The organism is Psychromarinibacter sediminicola, from assembly GCF_029168335.1.
GTDB lineage: Bacteria > Pseudomonadota > Alphaproteobacteria > Rhodobacterales > Rhodobacteraceae > Psychromarinibacter > Psychromarinibacter sediminicola.
The window spans coordinates 1-17,833 of sequence record NZ_JARGYC010000083.1 but is presented as its reverse complement, the minus strand read 5'-3'; the positions used below and the strand labels follow the sequence as shown (position 1 = coordinate 17,833).

Below are 17,833 nucleotides of genomic sequence, written 5' to 3'. Positions count from 1 at the left end.
GTCGGCGTCGCAGTCGGCGGAACCGGCGTCGGCGTCGCGGTGGGCGGAACCGGCGTCGGCGTCGCAGTCGGCGGAACCGGCGTCGGCGTCGCGGTCGGTGCAACCGGCGTCGGCGTCGCGGTCGGTGCAACCGGCGTCGGCGTCGCGGTCGGTGCAACCGGCGTGGGCGTCGGCGTCCCCTGACCCAGGGCCGGGCCAGCGGCCAGGACGACACCCAGAGCCACCGGTATCAGCGCCGTGCTGTTACGCCTCATCCTGACGGTGTCCCCTCGCCACTCTTCTTTCGGACCGCGGCACCGGACACGATACCCGGAACGAACAAAAGTCCAGTACTCGACATAGCAGCAAAACAGGCGCCGAACAATAAGGATGCGGGCACTGCGTCGGCATAGGGTGTGCCCAGGAACACATACGCCTGGGCGATCGCAACCTCGCGCACACCCCAGCCGCCGACCGAGACGGGCAGTGCCGCGGCAAGAAGGCCGATCGGAACCGCCAGCAATGTGGTCTGAACAGGTGGCGCCAGTCCGAACGCCCAGGCAGCACTGAAATACAGCACAACGCTCAGCAGGTGTCCGGCCGCCGCTAGAAGGACAAATAGCGCCGCGCGTCCCGGCTTGGTCCCGTCCACGAGAAGGCGTCGCGATTTCGGCTCGCGACCTGCGCTCGAAACGCGCGCGCGGTGGACAGCGAAAAGACCGCCTGCAAAAAGCGTTGCGGCAAGGACCGCCGCCATCCAGACGCGAATTTCGGAGACGGCAACCGTAATGGTCCCTCCGCCGAGAAGCATCAACCCGAGCAGGCCATAGATCCGGTCGACGAGGATCAGCCGCACGGCGCCCGCGGTGCGCCAGCCAAGAGCGCGGGCTCCGGCCACCCTGACCGCGTCACACCCGATCAGGCCGACGCCGACCTGCGCTCCGGCCAGACCGGCCCAGGTGATGCGCGCCCAATCGGCGCCGCCACCGACCGGCACCGCGGTTGCCGACCGGGCGAGCAGCCACAGGCGCAGTGACAGCAGGCCAAGGATGCCGGCGAAGGCGCATACCGCGACGGCCAGCCAGTGCGGCGCGGCCAGGCCGTTTCCCAGCAAGCTGGCCGAGGGTGGCATGAGCCGCCAGGCGACCCAGAGGCAGAGGACAGACACCCCCGCCCGTAGTAGCGAGGCAAGGCCGAACTTCATGGCGAGCACTCGTCGGCGCGGAGTGTCACGATCTTACTGTCGCCGGCCTGTGCGAGGATGGGCCCCAGCGCGACGATCCCCTCTTCGTTCAGGTCGGGATGCGCCGCGCGCTCGGCTTGTCCGATCACCGCGTAGCGCAGGCGATAGCGTTGCACGATACGGCAGCGCTCGGCTGTCGATCCCGTTGTGTAGAAGACGGCGACGTCCCGGTGCCGGCGGTCGAGAATCTCGGAATTGTTGCGCCAGAGCCACTCGTGCCCGCGCCAGCCAAGCACGGTCGGCTTGCCGCTGACGGTGGACATCCGGGCGGTGTCGGTGAAGCTCTCGCCGGCGGCCTCGATGATGGCTTCGTCCGGCGCGAGAGGAGCGTCGATCAGGGCCTCGGCCAGCGGCCGTTCCGCGCCGAGAAATCCGAGCCCGTCCAGGGTCAGACCCGCCCGCGGCGGTGTGAATGTCTGGGGCACATAGGCGAGCGTTCCGACCAGCGGCGCGGCGACAACAAGTGCCGAGGCAAAGGCCGCCGTCCTGCCCTGCGCCAGAAAGCCCACGGCGCAGAATCCCGCGATCAGGATCAGCGACTGTGCCCGGAAGCTGAGTTTGAACATCGTGTTGGCCCGGGAGAAATCGTCGCCGTAGATGTCCTCCATCCGAACCAACTCGGGAAGGGCAAGCAGCACGATTGCGGACAACAGCAGCCCCGAAGCGCAGAGCAGTTCGACACCGGCCCGCCCGCGCCGGACCCAGATCAGGGTGGCCAGCGCGGCCGCGGCCGGAAGCGCGTGGCCATAGAGGACGAGCAGCTGCCACATAGGCGACCGGGCATCGACAGGTCGTAGTCCGTCGGAGAACGACTGAAAGGCGGCGGCGAACGGAGCCGCAGTGGCCGCGGCGCAGGCAAGGGCGATTACGGTGGCCGTGGCCATCCGGTCGGCCGTGACCCGGCCGACCAGCGCAAGCCACAGCAGGAGTGCCGGAACCCCGGCCGTTACCAGATCCCAGGGGTTGATCGCCGCGAACAGCCCCAGAAGCCAGCCAAGCGCAGCCGCCGCCCCGTATCCGACCCCTGCCCCGGCCGCGGCCCGCCGCGCAACACCGAGCAGCACCAGGATGACCGCAAGAAAGACCGGGGTTCCGAGGACGTGCGCATGAAGATCACCGACCAGGAACGCATAGGCTGGGAACTCGGTAAATCCCTTGTCGGCGACGTCAGGGTCGAAGCCGATGAACCGCGTCGAGTCGGGATAGTGGAATACGGGCTTCTCCGTCGGCATCCAGTCGCGAAACGCCTGGTACAGAAGGCTGTGCAAGTTGCCGCCATACGCGAAGGCCAGTGCGGCGAGCGCAGCGCAGACGCTCGCCACCCATCGCCCGCCCCGGCGAAGCAGTTCCATCACCGCAAGGCCCGTGGCGAGCGACGTCGTGGCGAAGATCGTCGCCATCATGAGTTGGTAGGCATGGTCCCCCGGCACATCCGCCAAACGCGACCAGAGCGCGGTAATCGCGTGTCCGAGGTAGTAATAGTTGATCTCGCGGCCCGCCAGCCAGGCGTCGACGGGCGGCATCGTCTCGGCGCCACGGGCGGCCATAAGAAAGGCCAGGTTGGTGAATTTCTCCAGACCCGTCAATTCGGGCATGTGCAGCCGCTGTGATAGGCCGAACGCGAACAGGATCACGAAGAGCCCCTCGACAGTCAGCATCGTCTTGAGCGGCGCGACGCCGGGCAAGACGGTATCCCGGGCCCGCCAGGCGAACCGGACAAGTGCCAGCGAGAGAAGCGCGATCGCTGATCCCGATGCGTCGAACCGCGCCAGCCCGAGGGCCGGCAGCAGCCATCCGGCATAGCCTGCCGCGAGCAGGCCGAGCAACTTCGACAGGACATAGCCGCCGTCGCACGATCCGGGCGAGAGCCGGGTGGCGATGGGAAAGACGAGCCAGCCTGCAATCCACAGCCAGACCAGCCAGCGCAGCACCTCCGCCATCTCTTGTGCCGGAAGCATCATCGCGGAAGCCGCCATTCTGCCGCAAGGGCCGGGGCGGCGCACCGCTCGGGCGGCGCGTCCTCGGCGAGTATGGCGGCCATTTCCTCTGCGGACAGGCGCCGCACCCGCTCGAGGATCAAGACCTCCGGACGGTCGAAAACGACCCGCGTCTCCTCCGCAGCCACGCCGGGCGCAAGCAGCCCGGCGAGCGGAGCGTCGCGGCGGTGAGTTGTAACGACCTCGTAGCCGAGCGCGCCGCGCGCCAGGGCCGAGTAATAGCGGCACACCGTATCGAACCCCCTGGCGCCAGGCAGGACAGACCAGTTGCGACGGCTGAGAATCAGCATGAAGTCGCCCTGGTCCAGAACCCGCCCCATCGTTTCGGGATCGGGCGGGGCCTCCAGCGGCAGAAGCGTCACTGGCCGCCCTAGCAGATAGGACCCCAGATCGTGCGGCTCGACGAGGATCGTGTCCTCCGGCGCGACCCGCCGGGCCAGATCGGCGGCTGCCGAAAGTCGCGGATCCGGCCGCAGATGCCCCACCCAAAGCGAGATACCGCTCAGGCCGAAGACCGCGAGCGACACGGCGATGGCCGCACGGCTCAGGTCGCTTCGAAAGCGGTCCAGTACCCAGGCGGCGCCCGCTGCCGCGAGGCACAGAACGACAGGCACGACCGGCGCGAGATACCGGATGAACTTCGCCTCCCATGTCACGATCAGCGCGAGATAGGCTGCGCAGAAGGCAAGCGCGGGCAACCAGAGAGTGCGGTTGGCACCGCGCAGCGCGGCCCAAAGCCCGATGGCGGCCAGTGCCAGGCCCACCCCCTCGGTCATTTGCCAGAGCTGCCGCAGTTCGAACCCGCCGGGGGACGCGCCTTCGAACTGGCGGGTCCAGAACACCTCTTGCGCGCCGGACACGACGCCACGCTCGAACGCCATCGTGGACAGAAAGGCCGCGCGGTCGAACAGAACCGACTGTGTGAACATGACGAACAGGCCCGCCGCCAGGGCGACTGCGCCCCCCGCCGCGGCCAGGCGGCGCAGGGCAAACGGAGAAGGCCCCAAGAGCAGCGCCGCCAACGGCACGAGGGCGAAGCTCGCGGCAGAGGTCTTGAGACCCGTTGCCAGCCCCAGGGTCGCGCCGAAGGCCAGCGCCGTGTGCGTCAGGGACAAGCGGCCCCGCAGATAGCCGATTGCGATGAGCCACAGGACAAGCGGCGCGGCGGCCATCGCGCTTTCCGTGGTACCGAAGTGGGACCATTGCAGCAGCGGCTCCGACAGACCAAGCAGCAGCGCCGCCAAGCACCCGGCCACCGCTCCCGCAAGGGCTCCGGCCACCGCGACGCCCGCAACCAGTGTCAGGATGCCGAACAGCGCCGACACCAGGCGGGCCGCCCAGGTGAGGCACTCGGCCCCCTCGAAGCCGACGCACCCGACCGCGGCCAGCTTGGGCAGCCAGAGCGACAGCCCGTTATACGCCAGAAACCGCGGCAGCATTGCGTCGGGAAAGGACAGTTCCGCGGCGCCGGCCACCAGATTGCGCTCGTCCGGATGAAGACCGGCATAGTCGTCCCAGCCAAGCCCGACCAGGCGCATGACCGCCGCGATCAGCAGGATCCACGGCAGCAGCCTGCGACCCAGCGCGATCTGCCGTTCAGTCTTCATCGGGTCTGTACCTCGCGGCCAGGAGAAGCGCCGGAAGCACAAGGAGGTTTGCATGGACGATGAGGTTTTGCGCCAGGCGCGCCACGCCCCGGACAATCGCGCCGGGCTGTTCCGCCGGCACGATCTCGGCGGCTGTGCCGCCGCCGGGAGCCTTCTGCAGCGGGGCTCCGGCCTGTTCCATCGCGCTCCATAGTCCCGTGACGGTTCCGAGCGCCAGCGCCACACCCGCGGCGCAAAGCGCCAGGGCGACGACCACCGCGCCGCGCCGCGCAACGATCGCCGCAGCCAGAAGCGCGGGGAGCGCGACAAGGAAATCGGCGGGATGGATCGGCAGGGAATAGAACGCGAGAGGCTCGGCCCGCGCAACCAGGGTGGTGGCAATGCTCCAGGCACCCTCCGCGCCCGAGATCCCGCGCACGAGGTCCGGCCCGAATGCCGCCAGCACCGCATTTGCGAATGGGACGAGTATGGCGCCCGCGATGTTCTCCGCGACGGAATACCACAAGACCGCGAGTCCGAGCCCCAGCGCCAGCGCGGCCGCAAGGCGCCGCGCCCCCACCGGGGCGACCGTCGCCGTCAGCGCTGCCATCAGAGCCGCAGTCAAAAGCGGAAACGCCTCCAGGTGCAGGGTTTGGAAGAGGTCCGGCCCATGCGACAGGCCCGCGACCAGCGCGATGACACGCAACAGATTGAAGACCTGGATGGCCAGCAGACCGATCAGAGTTGCCGCGATCCCGCGCGCCGAACCGGGGGCGAGAGCGGCGCAGATCGCCGCCCAGGCGGCAACCAGTCCGTGGCCATCGCAGACCTCGGACACGACGACCGCCCAGGCCCCGTCAGCCGCACGCAACTCGTTGCCCTGCCGGTTCACCGGCAGTCCGAGCGTGTCCAGCAGTGGATCGGCCAGCCAGGCGATACCCCGCGCAATCAGGTCGAAAAACGACCGGGCCGCCGCCAGATCCACGACCGCCAGGCACACCGCCAGCGCCGCGATTGCGGTCAGTACACGGCGGGCCTGCATCTCGGCGGTATGCTCCTAGAACCGCAGGTTGATCCCGAAGGCTGCCTCGTACCCGGTAAAGCCTTCCTCCGACGTGTTGGCGCGCACGCCGAGGTCGAAGTCCCCTCCCTGCCAGTGGGAGACGACGCCGAAGCCCAGCCCGCCGTGTAAAGTCGGCACGTCGATCGCCGTTGCACCCGGCGGGAGATCGTCGGACACACCGACGACACGCGCGTCGGCGGCCAGGTAGGGTGTAAAATCGGCCGGCCCGTCAAACAGCAGGCGGCCCTCGCCAAACCCGACGACCCGCTCATACTCCGCCTCGCCCACAAGGGCGCCGCCGGATTCCCGGTAGGACGAGTCCTGTTGGCGGATGTACCGCACGCCGAAGCTGGTCTGTAGATCGAAGCCCGAGAAGTCATGGGTCATGCTGCCCCGCAGATCCACGAACTGGCGGGTCGAGTCGAAACTGCCCGTCACGGCGCCGCCATTGCGTGTCACGTCGTAGACGTACCAGAAATTGCCTGCCGTGGCGGTGATCACGAAGGGTTCGGACACGACATAATCCAGACCGAAAGACAGACCAACGCCGGTGTTGTCGAGGGTGCCGTTGTTGAACGGTGTCTCGGCGGTCGTGGATTCGCCGATGATCGCGCCGAAGATCGCAACCCTTGAATTGATGGTCCGGCCAAAGCCCAGCGAGCCGGTAACGATGTCGGCCTCGACTTCCGTATCCAGTTCGTAGCGACGGTAATTCAGGCTGCCGAAGACAAAGCCGCCGTCCCCCGTCCCATATCCGAAATTCGTCATGGTGAGCGGAGAGCCGTCGCCGACGCCGCGACGGACGCTGACCTGCGCCCCGTCGAACCGAAGCGCGGAACGCACCGACCCGACCATTCCGCCCAGTACGTCGTCCGTTGCAGGCTCGACCAGTTGCAGAATTCCGGCGGACGCCGATCCGGGGACGTTTCGCGCCTCGGCCTGCTGTCCCGAGCCGGCCAGGACGTAGGCCGCAGTCAGGGCGATCAGAGCCAGCTTGAGCGAATTGAACATCAGTCGCGCACCCCCGCATCCATTTTGCGTGCGACTGTACCAGACGGCCGGGACTAGTCCAGCGGCGAAGGATCCGGTTTTCTCAAAGCGTTCCTAAACCACATCACGTCGCGCATGCCGGCACGGCAGGTCTGCGCCAGGCGGCCCCAGCGCAGCACCGTTCTGCCAGTGGTCCGGGCAACGTGGCAGACAGGGACTTCGCGGACTCGGCCGGGGCTCAGCCGCTGGGCGATAACCGCCAGAAGCACGGAGGGTATCGTGCAGCCGGGCGGCATCATCCCGATGGCGCGGCACCACAAGCTCATGCGCATCAGCTTGTACGGCACTCCGGGATCGGTCGGCGGAGTTCTCGTCACCAGCCGCAGGGCGATCCGCATCAGCCAGGAGATCACCAGCCGGTGTGCCGGATCGTGGCGCGGCTTGCGAACGCCCAGGACCGCAACAAGGTTTTCGGTGCGCAGCATCTTCAGATGCTCGCCAAATGCCTCCAGGCCGATCTGACGATCCGCATCCAACAAGAGAACAAGCTCGCCCCGCGCTTCCGCCAGACCGGACATCAGCGCCTGTCCGTGGCCGCCGTTGGGACGGGTTATGACGCGGATCCGGGGATCGTCCTCACAGCACGCCCGCGCGCGCTCCAGCGTCGCATCGGTCGATCCGTCATCCACCACCACCATCTCGGCCAGTTCGACCACCGAGAATACATTGCCGACAACGTCATGTACCGCCTCGACGATGCAATCCTCCTCGTTATAGGCCGGCATGATGACGGAAAGCTCTGTGTTATCAGGCAGCTGCTTTCTCCCTGGCTTGGCGGGGCACCGGTCCACGACCGGCACCGCGCAGTACCACGTCCCCCTGCGGCGGGCAACGCGCCACGGGGGCCGGCTTTTTGCTTTGCGACCGCTCCGCTTTTGCCGCAATACCCGCCGGAGGATGCCAGACACGAACGCCTTCTCCGCGACCACGAGACCGCCTGGCGGGCTTCAGATCCTCGCCGTCGCCGTGCTGTCGGGTGCAGCCCTCTACACGCGGCTGCTGGGCCTGTGGTGGGACGGCGGGGCGAGCCTGCATGCGGACGAGCGTTTCCTGATCTTCGTCCTGGAGGAAATGCGCGCCGCGCTCGATGCGGAAAGCGCGCCCCTGTCGCAGTGGTATTTCGACCCCGCCGTCTCCCCCTTGAATCCGCACCGGGAGGGACGTCTCTATGCCTATGGCGAATGGCCCGTGATCGTTCTCTGCCTTCTGACCAGGGCGCTCGGGATCGAAGGCTGGGGCGAAATGCAGGCGTTCGGGCGTACGGTTTCGGCGGTTCTCGACGCAAGCGTAGTCCCTTTGGTCTTTGCATCGGCTTGGGCGGTCGTGCCCCGCTTCCGCCCGGCGTTCTGCGCGGCGGCGCTCTACGCGACAGCGCCCCTGGCCTTGCAGCAATCGGTCTTCATGACGGTCGAGTCATGGCTGACTGCGGCTTGCGCGCTGTGCGGCTTGTTCCTGCTGAACGCGCTGCGGGCAAGCGGGCCGGACGGCGGGGCCATGCGCGCGGCAGGCTGGGGTGTCGCGGCGTGTGCCGCCGCCGGGCTCGCCACCGCATGCAAGCTGTCCGGCCTTCTCCTGGCGCCTGCCATTCTCTTGGCCTTGCTTTACATTGCCGGCCGGACCGGACGGCGTGCCGCCGCCCTGGCCGCCGTGGCGGGCGCAATCGCGTTCCTGGCCGTCCTGCGCCTGACCAGCCCGTCGTTGTTTCAGGGGCCTGCTCTGCTCGGGATCGCGCCGAACCCCGTGGCGCTTGGCGCGTTTCAGCGCATCTCCGAACTGCACTCCAATCCCCGTTTCCCCCCGAACTGGACCTGGATGGCAGGATACGGTGCGGGTGCGCTGCTGCGCGACGCGGTCCTGTTCGCCTGGGGGCCGGCCATAACGCTCGCTCTCTGTCTCGGCGCGGTCCGGTTCGTCCGCGGGGCGGCTCCCGCGATCGGGTGTCTGGCCGCACTTGCCGCCGCCCCGTTCGCCTTCACTCTTTGGGCTGATACGCCGATCCTGCGCTATCTTGCGCCCGCGGTGCCACCCCTCGCGGTCCTAGCCGGGCTTGTCCTCGACAGGTACGCCACAGCGATCGCGGCGCTCGTGGTCTGTTTCGCGGTTTTCTGGGGGTCCGGCGTGGTCCGGTTGCATACCGGCACACACCCGCGGATCGCGGCCACGCAGTTCCTGGCACGTTATCCGGAGGGTACGGTCCTTGCGAACGAGACGGCCTGGGACGAGGGCCTGCCCGCCCATCCATGGTGGGGACGCCTTCCGGGCGTACCCGAGCGCTGGGATCTGCGGGTGCTCGATATCACCGGCCCGGACACGCCCGAGAAGGCCGAAAGGCTTGCAGCCGTTGCCGGCGAGGCACGGCTGATAGCTGTCACATCCGGGCGCCAGCGGCAGGCGATGACCCGCCTGCCCGACCGGTTTCCGCTCACGGTCGCGTGGTATCGGGGACTGGAGAGCGGGGACTTCTGCTACGACCGCGTGTTCCACGCGGCCCCGGGCTACCCAGTGCCCGGTCTCCGACTGGACGATGCCTGGACCCAGGAAGGCTGGCGGGTTTTCGACCACCCGATCGTGTCGATCTACGAACGGCAGCCATGTTATGAGCAGGGGACCGTCGCTGCCAGCCTGCGCAATGCCCTGCCGCCAGGGCGTTGAGCCCCGCCTGTTCCCGGCCCGGCACCGGTCTGACCTTTGTCGGGAGGTGGCTCGACCACCAGACCAGGCGCCGCGCCGCAAAGCGGCTAACCGTATCTCTTTGGTGGGACATGATAGGGGTGACTCGCGAAACCGGCTACGAGGAGTCCGAGTGGGATGTCAGAAATCGTCACCTTCGCGAGCGACTACAAGGCCTTCATTGCCCTCGCACTGATCATCGCGCTTTTTGCGGTCATGATGGCGGAGTTCTATCCGCCGGAAGTGTCCGCCGTAGGCTTTGCCGCACTGTTCGTGGCACTGGGCTACGTCAGCCCGGACGAGTTGCTCTCGGTCTTTTCCAACCCGGCGCCGTTGACCATCGGGGCGATGTTCGTGCTTTCGGGCGCGCTTGTTCGCACGGGCGTTCTGGAGGCGCTTTCGGAGATGGCGATCCAACAGGGGAAGAGCCGGCCGAAGCTCGCGCTTGGCATGATCTTCGGCACGACGATGGTGGCGTCCGGCTTTGTGAACAACACGGCGGTCGTGCTTATGCTCATCCCGGTGGTGGTCCGTCTTGCCGCCGCGCTTGGCATGGCACCCACCCGGCTGCTCATGCCCCTGTCCTACGTGGCGATCCTCGGCGGGACCTTCACGCTCATCGGCACCTCAACCAACCTGTTGGTGGACGGCGTCGCCCGCGATCAGGGGCTTGCGCCTTTCAGCATATTCGAAATCACCCCCCTCGGCGTTTTGGTGGCTATCGCCGGGGGGCTGACGCTTGCCCTTCTGGGGCCATGGCTGCTGCCCGACCGAGAGGCCAGCGATCCCAACCAGCTCATGGGTGAGACGAGTTTTCTGTCCGAAGCGATTATTACCGAGGAAGATTATGCCGGCTCGACGCTGGCCGATATCGGGCCGCTCAACCGCTCCGGCGTGAAGGTGATCTCGGTGCACCATGACGGAGCGTGGCGCAAGGATCCGGCGCCGGACCATCCTGTCGAGCAAGGCGACAAGGTGGTGTTTCGCGCCCTCACCTCCGAACTTCTCACGATGCACGACGACGATGGCTTCAAGGTGGGTCTGAGACGTGACGAGATATTCGAGGACGATGCCGTCACGGTCGAGGTCGTCGTTTCTCCCCGCAAGCCGACGACGGGGCGCAATCTGGGCCGGATGTCCCTCGGACAGCGCTATGGGGTGCGGGTATTGGGTGTCCATCGGCCAGGATACGATCTTGGCTCGGAGCTCAATGACGTGCAATTGCGCCCGGCCGACAAGCTGCTGCTGCAAGGGCCATCGGGTGCGTATCAGATGCTGGAAGACGAGGCAGAGCTGGTCTCGGTCAGCCACCCGACGGGTCGGGCGTTCCGACGCGGACGCGCGCCTCTGGCGCTTACGGCCGTGGCTGCGGTGGTCGGGCTGGCGGCCCTGGGTCTGTTCGATATCGCGACGCTTGCGATCCTTGCGGTTTGCGCCAGCCTTGTGCTTCGCTGCATCGACGCCGACGAGGCATGGAGTTCCATCGACGGCTCTATCCTCGTGCTGATCTTTGCCATGCTGGTCATCGGCCTTGGCCTTCAGAATGCGGGCACCATCAAGCTGTTGGTCGACCACCTGTCTTGGCTGATTTCCGATTTCCCGCCGTTTTTTGCCCTGTTGTCGATCTATTTGCTGGCTTCGGTGTTGACCGAAACGGTCACAAACAATGCGGTTGCCGTTGTCTTCACGCCCATCGCCATCGGGCTTGCGGAAAGCCTCGGGCTCGATCCCAGAGCGTTGACGATGGCGATCATGTTCGGTGGATCGGCGAGCTTCGCCACGCCCATCGGCTACCAGACCAACACGCTGATCTATGGTGCGGCCAACTATCAGTTCACCGACTTCCTGAGAATCGGGCTGATAATGAATCTCGTTGCGGGCGTGACGGCCTGCGCCGGTATCGTCTGGATGTATGTGTGAGCGCGGCATAACGGGTCGACGATCGGAACTCGTTCTCCCAAGCACACCAAACCTGTCTCCGACACCGTGAAAAGACTGCGCTGACCGGCCGCTGCGGCGGCACGGGTGGCGGAACCGGCCAGGCAACGCACGCCGGCAGCCAGCGGAGCCCTGTTCAGGACCGGATGAAAGGCCAGTGGCGATTCCGTAGGCGCATGCGGAGATCTTTTTCCCGTGCACGGAATTATGTATGCTGACGGCGTGACTGTCGAAATCGCAATCGTCCTGACCGTTCTGGTCGTCGCCTTCCTCCTTTTCGTCTCTGGTGCGCTGAAACCGGATCTCATCGCCATGCTGGTGCTGGTGCTGGTGAGCCTTGTCATGTCGACCGTGATTGACCCGGCGGAGGCCTTTGCCGGATTCAGCAGCTTCGCGGTGATTGCCATTGCGGGCCTCATGGTCATCGGCGAAGGGCTGGAAAAGACCGGCGTGGTGAAATGGGTGGCGCAGCAGCTCGCCGGCATCATACGCCGCGACTACAACCGGCTGTTGTTCGCGAATACGGTCGTGCCGGGTGTGCTTTCGGGGTTCGTCAACATCGTCGCGGCCGCTTCCTTTTTCGTTCCGGTCATTCTGCGCCTGTGCAAGCAGATGGAGGTGCCGCAGTCGAAGATCCTGCTGCCGATGGCCTGCACGGCCCTGCTCGGGGCGAACCTCACGCTGATCGGGGCATCGCACAATCTGGTCGTGGACAGTCTCCTCGCAGCCGAGACCGGGGCCGGCTTCGGCTTTTTCGAGTTCACCATCGTCGGCGCCGTTCTGGTCGCCGCGGCCGTCATCTACATCTTCGTGATCGGCCAGCGACTCTTGCCCGGTGAGCGGACCGCACCCGACCCGAATGAGGTGCCGGAGACCGTCGATCTGGCCGAAGTCTATGGTCTCGAGCATCGGCTGTTCGAACTGTGGGTGGCGCCGGCAGAGGACGAGGCGGCAGAGACGAAGATCTCCTCCTTCGGCGTGGAGGAGGCGGGTCTTGGCCTGATCGCGCTGGTTCGCGGCAGCGAGCAGCTTATCCGGCCGGACGCGGACACCGTGCTTGAAGACAATGATACGCTGCTGGTCCTCGGGCGCCAGGAGGCGGCAGAGCGCTTCGCCGAGTCCCACCATGCGATTACCTTCATGGGCCCGCCGGAAGTACAGAAAGACAACCCCGTCAGCACCGCTGAACTGGCAGAAGCGGTCGTTCCGCCGAGATCGCCGGCCGTCGGAAAAAGGATCCGCGACCTCCACCTGCCGCAGGACTACGGAATGAGCGTGATCGCCTATTATCGCCGCGACAGGCCCTATCGCACCAACGTTCTGGATGCCGAGCTGCAGGAGGGCGACAGCCTTCTGGTCTACGGTCCGCGAGAGAAGATGCGGGAGTTCGAGCCCGAAAAGGAACTGCTTATCTACTTCAAGCCGGGTGAGGCGGACGTCTCGACCAAGCTGAAGAGGAAGGCGCCGGTCGCCGCCGCCATCCTGCTTGCCGTTATTCTGGGTGCGGCGCTGGGCTTCATGCCGATCGCAGCGATGGCGATTGCCGGCGCGGTCGCGATGGTCTTGGTCGGGATCGTTCCCTTGGCCGAGGTCTATCGGGTTATCGATTGGCGCACCCTCGTCCTGATCGGGGGCATGTATCCGCTTGGGATTGCGCTCAACAGCACCGGGGCGGCGGACCTGATTGGCGAAACGCTGATCTCGGCGATCGGCGGGTTCGGCCCGCTTGCCGTACTCGGCGGTGTCGCTGTCCTGGCCATGGTGCTGACCCAGCCGATGCATAACGCTGCCGTGGCGATCATCATGACCCCGATCGCGCTCAATGCAGCCGATCTAATGCGCTCCGACCCGCGGCCCTTTGCCGTCGCCGTGATCGTGGCATGCTCTGCAAGCTTCCTGATGCCTTACGGCCATCCGGCACCGCTCCTCGTGGAAAAGCCAGGCGGCTACCGGGGCGGGGACTACCTCGCCTTCGGCGCGGGGCTCAGCCTGATCGTGCTGGTCGTGATCGTCGCTCTCGTTCCCTTGCTCTGGCCACTTTGACTGCCGTCGAGGCGCTGTCATTCCAACTCGCGGCGACTGGCCGTTCATCGGAAGTATTGGAGCCATTTCCGATCAGCCTGCATCGTCGGCGCTGGCCTGAGAGGTGTTCGTGCATTCCTGCGGCGCGAAGCGGTCGACCGGTTCGCGCCCCGCGGCCTCGATCATCTCGCGCACCGAGCCCCCTGCCTCGGGGTCAATGAGTCAGGCCTTCGCCCGGATGGGACCCACCAATCGCTTCAGACCGGTGGGCAATCGCACTATGCTTGTTGCACGCACGTCGATCCGACGGCGGGATCGCGCTGCGATCCGGTATGGCCGCGCAGACGGTCGCCGAGGCCGGCAGCGATTGACGCGTAGGCCGGCACCGCGAGCAGCACCAGCACCGAACCGGCCACCACGCCAAAGCCCAACGATACGGCCGTGGGGATCAGGAACTGGGCCTGTAGCGACGTTTCCAAAAGGAGCGGCGAGATCCCCAGCAAAGTGGTGAGCGTGGTCAATAGGATCGGCCGGAAGCGGCGCGCTACCGCCTCTGGCAGCGCCTCCCGCCAATGGATGCCCTGGTCCGTCAGCATTTCGTACTCGTGAAGCAGGAGAAGCGAGGCGTTGATGAGGATACCGCTGAGACCGATGATCCCGAACATGGAAAGAAGCGTCAGGTTCAACCCGAGCGCCGCGTGGCCTGCGATGGCGCCGACCAGTGCGAAAGGTACGGTCAGCAGGATCAGCGCCGGCCGCGAATAGGAGCGGAAGGCCAGCGCCAGCAGCGCGTATATCGCGAAGAGCGCCAGCGCGAAGTTCTGGGCCAGCGCGGGGCCGAAGCGTGCCTGTTCCTCTTGTTCGCCGCCGTACTGCACCTGGACGTCCGGGTGATCCTGCTGGATCTCCGGCAACACCGACTGCCGGATGAACGCGGATTCGGCGCCGCCCGAGGTAACGGCGGTGTCCACGTCCGCCTCGACCGTGGTGACGCGGCGGGTGTTGAGCCGCGAGAGTGTGGTGGGCGCGGGCTGTCGAGTCAGGTCCGCCACCGCGCGGATAGGGACGAAAGCGTCGCCCACGGGGATGCGGTAGCGTTGCAGGTCGGCCAGCGTCTCGCGCTCGTCCTCTGGCAGGCGAACGCGCAGCTCAATCTCTTCCTCGTTGCGCAGGATCTCGCCCGCGATCTCGCCATAGGTGGCGTCGCGGACCGCGTTCGCCACCTGCGCCAGCGTGACGCCAAGCGCAGCTCCCTGCGAGCGCAGGGTGACGACGATTTCCTTGGCCGCCATCGCCGCGCTGTCGCGAATGCCGTGAACGCCGGAACGGCCGCGCAGCGCGGTCGTGATCCTGTTTACCGCATCGCGGCGGGCCGCGTCGCTGCCGGCGGAAACGCGCAGCGAGATCGGCGCGCCGGCGCTGACGACTGCGGCGGAGAACACCATTTCGCGGGCGCCCGCGATTTCCCCGGTCTCCCGCCGCCAGATGGCGGTGAAGCGCTGCGCGGAAAAGCTGCGGGTTTCGGCATCCTGGATGCGCAGGTCCACGGTCGCCTCGTTCGCAGCGCCGCCGCTACCGCCCTGCGGATCGCCCGAGGCGGCGCGGAAGCCGATGGAGATGGCGGTGGCGCGCAGGATGTCCTCGGCTTCGACGCCGCCGGTCTCGTTGGCGTCTGCCCAAGGCCGCCCCGTTTTCGATCTTGCATCAGACTTCACACGACTTGGGTATCCCCCGATTGCAAACAGTACCTAGAACGAACTTGTAGCAATTCCGAGGACCGTAATGATTTCCGCCCCGTGTCACTTCATGGCGGGAAGTTCGCTGATCACCTTAATCAGAAGATCCTGCTGCCGCGCCGTGTCGGTCTTGGCGAAGACGCGTGCAAGTTGCGTGCGCACTGTGTTCACTGTGACGCCCGCCGCGCGGGCATAGGCCGAAAGGCTCGCTCCGCCAAGCAACGCCTCTACCAGCCGGGATTCGCCGGCGCTCAACCCATAGGCAGCGCCAAGCGCGGTGGCGCGGGGCCGGTCGGGGTCGCTGAACTGGACCAGCACCGCCGGCCGTTCCGGTCCAAAGGCGAGCGCCGGCGCGCGGAACGGCGCCACGACGATCGGCAACGCCCCCTCCACCGGGTCGGCGAGCTGGAAAAGGCGCGCGCCCATCAGACCTCGCCCGCCGCTTGTCTGCGCCGCGCCGGCGACCGCTTCGGCGAAACCGCTCCGTCCGCCGTGGTGCGCGGGACCGAGCCGGCCCGCAGCCAACGCGAGCCAGCGCCGTCGGGCAACCAGCCGCTCGGCCACCGCGTTCAGGAACATGGGGCGGCATTCGGCGTCGATGTTCACCCGAATCGACGGGGTATTGCGGGTCTCCAGCTTCCTGCCGGCGCAGGAGTGTGCGGCGTGAGCCGCACCTTAATGATTGTCTGTCGCACCGGTTGCGAAACGGTCCATTCAATGGAAGGATTCCTATAGCTCAACGCTTTGCTTGTCTTGGTTACGGAGAGCTGCGTGGTGCGTCCGCCTTTTTCAACATGATCTAATCTGAAGGGTGAGTACTTCCGTGAGCCTCTCTCTCGACAATCAAGGGCATGATCTTATCCGACGCACCTACTCGATCGACATTGGCGAAGATGCGCATCAGAAATGGCTCGATGAGTTCGAATCCTTTCTCGGCGCCCGCCACGTCATTGTGGGCTCGTCAGACCTCTTCACCGGGCACAACTGGAATGCCGGGTCGACCAATGCGCAATTCATGGTGTTCGGCGCAAAGGCGTCTCCGAACGAGCGCTGGGTCGATCACATGCAAAATTTCAAGAGATACTATGACCTGATGATTCCCCGTGCGCGGCGTCTCGGTCCCGAGCAGTTCCATCACCCACAAGAATTGTTCACCGCACCCGATGAAGCTCGCGGGATTGAGGCATGGATGAAAGACGTCCATCGGTTTCTTGGCTACAACATCTATCTCGGCGGGGTCTTCGGCGCAGAGAGCTCGCGGCTCGGGTTTCTTGGCATAGGATTCGACGATTGGAATCGGGTCCGCTCAATTCAGGCGGAACAGTCGTTCTGGCTCACCCACCTGACCGGATCGAGTCTGTTGCAACAGCGGTTGGCTCTGTCAGAAGCACAGCGAAGCGTGACACAGGCCGGCCTTGATAGCCTGAAATGGGGCATCTTCGTCCTCGATTCCGCGAGGCGCGTGATCGCGACCAACAGGGAGTCGGACTCGATCATCCAGGGCCCCTCGGGAATCCGGGTCGCGCAAGGGGTTTTCGAAGCGCCGTATGACATCATGGCTGCGCTGGCAAACTGTAGCTTGTCTCCGGTAAATGCCGATAAGGGAAAGACATTCCTGGGACAGGCCGGACTACCCGGTCACCAAAACCGCTATGTTGTCTTCGCCTCCGCCTTCAACGACGAAAGCGCGATCTTAGGCACCACGGGCGTGGGAACGATGATATTCGTGCTCGATACCAAACACTTTCCACCCTTGGATGTAAGAGTTGCCGCAAAGGTCTTTCGCTTGACAGAGGCGGAAGAAGCGGTCGCCGCCGAAGTTCTAGAGGGATTGGCGCGATCGGAGATTGCCGAACGCCGAGGCGTGTCGCTCGACACGATCAAGGCCCAGGTCCGCGCAGTCTATTCTAAGACCATGAGCGGGAATGCGGCCGAGCTCGCGGCAAGGGTTGCAATGCTGGCCAAGCCGACACGCGACTAACGCAACCCTACCACGGCATGTCCGTGATCGGTCCGCGATCTCGGCAAGACGTCATCACCCGAATGGGCGATGACACGTCTCCCGCGCCTTTGCACACTCGAGACATCTCGCGGTCGATCCGTGGGTACTCCTGCTGGCGGGCGCGGCCCGCAGGCCGGTCTCCATCAGGCTGAGGCCAAGAAAGGGGTTCCCGCGCTTTCGAGCTTGACGGGTGGGCGGCAAACTAGGTGGGACAAGGCCGCGGCAAATTTTTTGAGGGGATTTTCGTCATGTCCATTCTGGAACGTCTTTTCAACGTCTATTCACCCCGGTCGAATGGCCCGTACGCTTCGGTTTCCGTGCGTCGCCTGAACGAAGAGCGGAAGCTTGTCGCGACGACGGAAATGAATCTCAACTTTTCGCTGCATGGCGAAAGCGGCACCGGAAAGACGAGGCTGATCCGTGACGTCTTTGCGCGCTCGGGGCGGCCCTATATCGTCACACGTGAAGAATGGGCAAGCGATTGAGAACGTGTGGTTTTGGCTGCATTTGCAGTATCCGTTTTCGCAAGGTTTCCCGGCTTTTGGTG

14 protein-coding genes are annotated in these 17,833 nt (G+C 65.7%); 6 read left to right on the top strand and 8 right to left on the bottom strand.

Annotated elements, in window-relative coordinates; genetic code table 11:
• On the top strand, positions 1-183 hold a 183-nt coding region (locus P1J78_RS21190; protein ID WP_275569387.1), incomplete at its 5' end, for a hypothetical protein.
• Between the two features lie 67 nt (positions 184-250).
• Here P1J78_RS21190 and P1J78_RS21185 read toward each other — a convergent pair.
• The 6 genes from P1J78_RS21185 to P1J78_RS21160 are packed head-to-tail and all read right to left on the bottom strand — an operon-like array spanning position 251 to position 7,643.
• Positions 251-1,183, bottom strand: a complete 933-nt coding sequence (locus P1J78_RS21185; RefSeq protein ID WP_275569386.1) for a lysylphosphatidylglycerol synthase domain-containing protein — start codon at positions 1,181-1,183, stop codon at positions 251-253.
• Entirely contained in the window at positions 1,180-3,162 is a 1,983-nt protein-coding gene (locus P1J78_RS21180) for a DUF2298 domain-containing protein (protein ID WP_275569385.1), read from the bottom strand. The genes P1J78_RS21185 and P1J78_RS21180 overlap by 4 nt, the downstream gene beginning before the upstream one ends.
• 17 nt (positions 3,163-3,179) lie before the next feature.
• On the bottom strand, positions 3,180-4,826 hold the full coding sequence (locus tag P1J78_RS21175; protein WP_275569384.1) for a hypothetical protein: 1,647 nt from the start codon (positions 4,824-4,826) through the stop codon (positions 3,180-3,182).
• Complete coding sequence (locus P1J78_RS21170) at positions 4,816-5,847, bottom strand: hypothetical protein (RefSeq protein WP_275569383.1); 1,032 nt, start codon at positions 5,845-5,847, stop codon at positions 4,816-4,818. Before P1J78_RS21170 ends, P1J78_RS21175 begins: the two co-directional genes overlap by 11 nt.
• A 15-nt stretch (positions 5,848-5,862) precedes the next feature.
• A complete protein-coding gene (locus tag P1J78_RS21165) occupies positions 5,863-6,879 on the bottom strand; it encodes a hypothetical protein (RefSeq protein WP_275569382.1) in 1,017 nt (338 codons plus the stop codon).
• Between the two features lie 53 nt (positions 6,880-6,932).
• Positions 6,933-7,643, bottom strand: a complete 711-nt coding sequence (locus P1J78_RS21160) for a glycosyltransferase family 2 protein (RefSeq protein ID WP_275569381.1) — start codon at positions 7,641-7,643, stop codon at positions 6,933-6,935.
• Between the two features lie 172 nt (positions 7,644-7,815).
• Between P1J78_RS21160 and P1J78_RS21155 the strand changes: the two genes are divergently transcribed.
• The 3 genes from P1J78_RS21155 (at position 7,816) to P1J78_RS21145 (ending at position 13,569) form a co-directional block, all read left to right on the top strand.
• Positions 7,816-9,570 (top strand): glycosyltransferase family 39 protein, encoded by a 1,755-nt coding sequence (locus P1J78_RS21155; protein WP_275569380.1) that lies wholly within the window; start codon positions 7,816-7,818, stop codon positions 9,568-9,570.
• A gap of 156 nt (positions 9,571-9,726) precedes the next feature.
• Positions 9,727-11,508 carry an SLC13 family permease gene (locus P1J78_RS21150; protein ID WP_275569379.1) on the top strand — a complete coding sequence of 594 codons (1,782 nt, stop codon included), beginning with the start codon at positions 9,727-9,729 and terminating at the stop codon, positions 11,506-11,508.
• Between the two features lie 240 nt (positions 11,509-11,748).
• Positions 11,749-13,569: an SLC13 family permease gene (locus P1J78_RS21145; RefSeq protein ID WP_275569378.1), complete on the top strand. Its 1,821-nt coding sequence runs from the start codon at positions 11,749-11,751 to the stop codon at positions 13,567-13,569.
• Between the two features lie 257 nt (positions 13,570-13,826).
• Here the strand turns inward: P1J78_RS21145 and P1J78_RS21140 are convergent, their stop codons facing one another.
• Together P1J78_RS21140 and P1J78_RS21135 are read right to left on the bottom strand one after the other, a co-directional pair.
• Positions 13,827-15,263: an efflux RND transporter permease subunit gene (locus P1J78_RS21140; protein ID WP_275569377.1), complete on the bottom strand. Its 1,437-nt coding sequence runs from the start codon at positions 15,261-15,263 to the stop codon at positions 13,827-13,829.
• 84 nt (positions 15,264-15,347) lie between these two features.
• Complete coding sequence (locus P1J78_RS21135) at positions 15,348-15,890, bottom strand: helix-turn-helix transcriptional regulator (RefSeq protein ID WP_275569376.1); 543 nt, start codon at positions 15,888-15,890, stop codon at positions 15,348-15,350.
• Positions 15,891-16,107: 217 nt separating this feature from the next.
• Between P1J78_RS21135 and P1J78_RS21130 the strand changes: the two genes are divergently transcribed.
• Positions 16,108-17,265: a helix-turn-helix domain-containing protein gene (locus tag P1J78_RS21130; protein ID WP_275569375.1), complete on the top strand. Its 1,158-nt coding sequence runs from the start codon at positions 16,108-16,110 to the stop codon at positions 17,263-17,265.
• A gap of 269 nt (positions 17,266-17,534) precedes the next feature.
• Positions 17,535-17,771: a hypothetical protein gene (locus tag P1J78_RS21125; RefSeq protein WP_275569374.1), complete on the top strand. Its 237-nt coding sequence runs from the start codon at positions 17,535-17,537 to the stop codon at positions 17,769-17,771.
• Positions 17,772-17,833 lie beyond the last annotated feature (62 nt).

Excerpts from the sequence above, each read along its gene's own strand:
- P1J78_RS21185 (WP_275569386.1), bottom strand. The coding sequence starts at position 1,183 with ATGAAGTTCGGCCTTGCCTCGCTACTACGGGCGGGGGTGTCTGTCCTC.
- P1J78_RS21180 (WP_275569385.1), bottom strand. The coding sequence starts at position 3,162 with ATGGCGGAGGTGCTGCGCTGGCTGGTCTGGCTGTGGATTGCAGGCTGG.
- P1J78_RS21175 (WP_275569384.1), bottom strand. The coding sequence starts at position 4,826 with ATGAAGACTGAACGGCAGATCGCGCTGGGTCGCAGGCTGCTGCCGTGG.
- P1J78_RS21170 (WP_275569383.1), bottom strand. The coding sequence starts at position 5,847 with ATGCAGGCCCGCCGTGTACTGACCGCAATCGCGGCGCTGGCGGTGTGC.
- P1J78_RS21165 (WP_275569382.1), bottom strand. The coding sequence starts at position 6,879 with ATGTTCAATTCGCTCAAGCTGGCTCTGATCGCCCTGACTGCGGCCTAC.
- P1J78_RS21160 (WP_275569381.1), bottom strand. The coding sequence starts at position 7,643 with ATGCCGGCCTATAACGAGGAGGATTGCATCGTCGAGGCGGTACATGAC.
- P1J78_RS21155 (WP_275569380.1), top strand. The coding sequence starts at position 7,816 with ATGCCAGACACGAACGCCTTCTCCGCGACCACGAGACCGCCTGGCGGG.
- P1J78_RS21150 (WP_275569379.1), top strand. The coding sequence starts at position 9,727 with ATGTCAGAAATCGTCACCTTCGCGAGCGACTACAAGGCCTTCATTGCC.
- P1J78_RS21125 (WP_275569374.1), top strand. The coding sequence starts at position 17,535 with ATGTCCATTCTGGAACGTCTTTTCAACGTCTATTCACCCCGGTCGAAT.